Annotated in this window: 4 protein-coding genes; all 4 read left to right on the top strand. The window is 43.5% G+C overall.

Annotated elements, in window-relative coordinates:
- On the top strand, window positions 1-471 hold a 471-nt coding region (locus HP456_RS22230), incomplete at its 5' end, for a sensor histidine kinase (RefSeq protein ID WP_376766247.1).
- A complete protein-coding gene (locus tag HP456_RS22225) occupies window positions 468-1,100 on the top strand; it encodes a response regulator transcription factor (protein WP_172255156.1) in 633 nt (210 codons plus the stop codon). The genes HP456_RS22230 and HP456_RS22225, both read left to right, overlap by 4 nt.
- Window positions 1,101-1,260: 160 nt before the next feature.
- Window positions 1,261-2,193 carry an ABC transporter ATP-binding protein gene (locus tag HP456_RS22220; RefSeq protein ID WP_172255154.1) on the top strand — a complete coding sequence of 311 codons (933 nt, stop codon included), beginning with the start codon at window positions 1,261-1,263 and terminating at the stop codon, window positions 2,191-2,193.
- Window positions 2,194-2,203: 10 nt separating this feature from the next.
- On the top strand, window positions 2,204-2,838 hold a 635-nt coding region (locus HP456_RS22215; protein WP_512698781.1), incomplete at its 3' end, for a YhgE/Pip domain-containing protein.

Here is a 2,838-nt window from a genome sequence, read left to right as displayed (position 1 = left end):
GATTTGAAAGACCTTGCATCAGATAGCCTGGAAGAAACAAGAGAAGCGGTGAAAGCACTTAAAGAAGGAGATGTTGAAGGGATTCAGTCTGTCATCCAGTTAATAAGGAAGCTGGAATCAGAAAGTGGAATCATGGTCGAGTTGACGACTCAGCATGGTGTACTCTCCACCCGGCTATCAAATAAACAAAGCATCGCCGTTTACCGAGGTATACAGGAAGGGATCACAAATGCGATGAAACATAGTTCCATCAGGGAAGTGAAAGTTATACTCGGAAAGACAGCACTCGGACATCTTCATTTTAAAATCACCAACAACATCGAAGGGAGCCGTCCATTTCTAATGGGATTCGGTTTAACCAATATGAAAGAACGGTTGGAGGAACTAGACGGTAAACTCGATATTCACCAAACCGATAAAGAGTTTGTTCTTAATGGATCGTTTCCAGTGGAAGAGGGGGTTATGGCATGAAGAAAATCCTGTTAGTTGAAGACCAGGGGATTGTGCGGCAGGGGCTCAAAATGATGATTGAGCAAGACGGGACGCTAAAAGTGGCAGCGGAAGCGGAGAATGGTCTTATGGCCATCAAACAAATGGAGGCGCATGCCATTGACTTGATTATCATGGACATCCGTATGCCGGAAATGAATGGACTTGAAGCGACGAGAATCATTAAAAAACAGTGGCCATGCGTGAAAATTCTCATCCTGACTACCTTTAATGATGATGAATACGCCTTACAAGCCTTGAAGGAGGGAGCGAACGGCTTCTTGCTGAAAACCGCTCAAGGAGAGAAGCTCCTCCAATCGATTCACAGCTGTTTAAACGGAGGGATGAGTCTTCAGGACGAAGTGGCAGCCAAGGTAGTGCCCAAACTGCTGTCTCATCAAAAGAACCCGCAACAAATCCATCCATTAACACAAAGAGAATTATCAATCACCCAATTGGTGGGTAAGGGAAGGACCAACAAAGAGATTGCCGGTGAATTGCATTTATCCATCGGCACAGTAAAGAATCACCTGACTCAGATCCTTCAGAAGTTAGAACTCCGCGACCGGACCCAGCTGGCTATATATGCAGTTAAAAATGACATCGCCTGACTGACCTGTTCATAAGGTCAGTCATTTTTTTATATGGTGCCAAGTTGATATAAGTGACTGAGGTCACCCCATTTTCAGGTGAAGATGTGACAGAGGTAAGTGTGAGAAAACATGAAAGCGGAATACAATGGGACTATAGATTAAAGAGGAGGCGGGATTGATGCTGGAAGTGGTAAGCCTGTCAAAGCGTTTCAAGAAGAACAAGGCAGTGGACGGTGTGAATATCTTTCTGGAAAAAGGAGAAACCGTTGGGCTGCTCGGACCTAATGGAGCCGGGAAATCAACGATCATATCGATGGTTTCTTCCCTCATTTCCCCATCTGAGGGAGATGTGAGGCTTCATAATAACAGTGTTCTTGCATCACCCGGGAAGCTGAGAAGGGTCCTTGGAGTGGTTCCGCAAGAGATTGCATTATACACAGATTTAACGGCTAAAGAAAACCTGGAATTCTTCGGGAAGATCCATCGTTTAAAAGGAAAGAAACTAAAGGATAGAATAAATGAAATCCTGGAGCAGATCGGACTGACAGAAAGGCAGAATGATGTAGTGAAAACCTTCTCAGGGGGAATGAAAAGACGTTTGAATATAGGGGTGGCACTACTTCATGATCCTGAAATCCTCATAATGGATGAACCTACTGTCGGAATCGACCCGCAATCCAGAAACTATATTCTCGAGCAGGTCAAAAGGTTGAACAGAGAAAAAAATATGACGATCTTATATACAAGTCATTACATGGAAGAGGTGGAGTTCCTTTGTGACCGCATTTATATCATGGATAAAGGGCATATCATTGCTTCAGGCACAAAAGATGAAATTAAAAGCATCCTCTCTTCGGAATCAACGATCCTCATAAAGCTGGATAAGAGCACACCGGCATTTACAGAGAAATTAATGGAGCTGGCCTTTATCAAAACGGTCACCTCCCATGATAAGTCGGTTACCATTGTAATTCCAAAAGAAGTGCATCCGTTTAACCAGATCTTTCAAATTGCAGACGAAACGGATGCTGCCATCGTAACGATCGATCGACAGACGCCGACCCTTGAGGATGTGTTCCTTCACCTCACAGGAAGAGCACTCAGAGATTAGGAGGGGTCAGATGATTGCACAATTTATAAAAAAACAGCTCCTCTTGATCATTCGAAATCCGCAAGTTCTTCTCATATTGATCGGAATGCCGCTCATCCTGATTACAATTCTAGGCTTTGCCCTTGGGAGTGTAATGAATGGTGAAGAAGTAAGCGTGAAAGCGAAAATAGCCATCATCGAACACGGAGACAGTGACCAGGAATTAGACCATTTTCTGAAAAAATTGGAGTCTTCTAAGCTTCCCCCCGAAGCTAAGTCTGCTATCTCTCAATCCGCGAAACAACTGTTACCGGTAGAACAGTTGAAGAGTGAAGTGTTGAAAAATCCCGAACTGAAAAAATACATTTCTGTTCATGAGATAGAGCCGGATGCTTTAAAAGAAACAAAAAACGATGACTCATACTCGGTCATCATCGAAATACCAGAGGGATTCTCCGGGCAGATACTTTCTTCTATGTTCCTGGAAGAAGAAGAACGTCCTCAGCTTAAGCTTTACCGGAATGAAGGAAAAGAGTTGACTTCCAATCTCGCAGAAGATTTACTCACAAGTTTTCAAGAACAATATACCCTTGCTGCCAAAATTGGTGCATCCAATGATTCTATTCTGAGTGCTGACACTATGGATACCGCGATAAAAGGAAAGGT

It is taken from the genome of Bacillus haikouensis (assembly GCF_013179555.1).
Classification (GTDB): domain Bacteria; phylum Bacillota; class Bacilli; order Bacillales; family Bacillaceae_B; genus Rossellomorea; species Rossellomorea haikouensis_A.
The sequence above is the reverse complement of the archived record's forward strand: the minus strand, read 5'-3'. Positions and strand labels throughout refer to the sequence as shown.

What these genes read in the sequence shown, in the direction of transcription:
- HP456_RS22225 (WP_172255156.1), top strand. Translation starts at nt 468, where the DNA reads ATGAAGAAAATCCTGTTAGTTGAAGACCAGGGGATTGTGCGGCAGGGG.
- HP456_RS22220 (WP_172255154.1), top strand. Translation starts at nt 1,261, where the DNA reads ATGCTGGAAGTGGTAAGCCTGTCAAAGCGTTTCAAGAAGAACAAGGCA.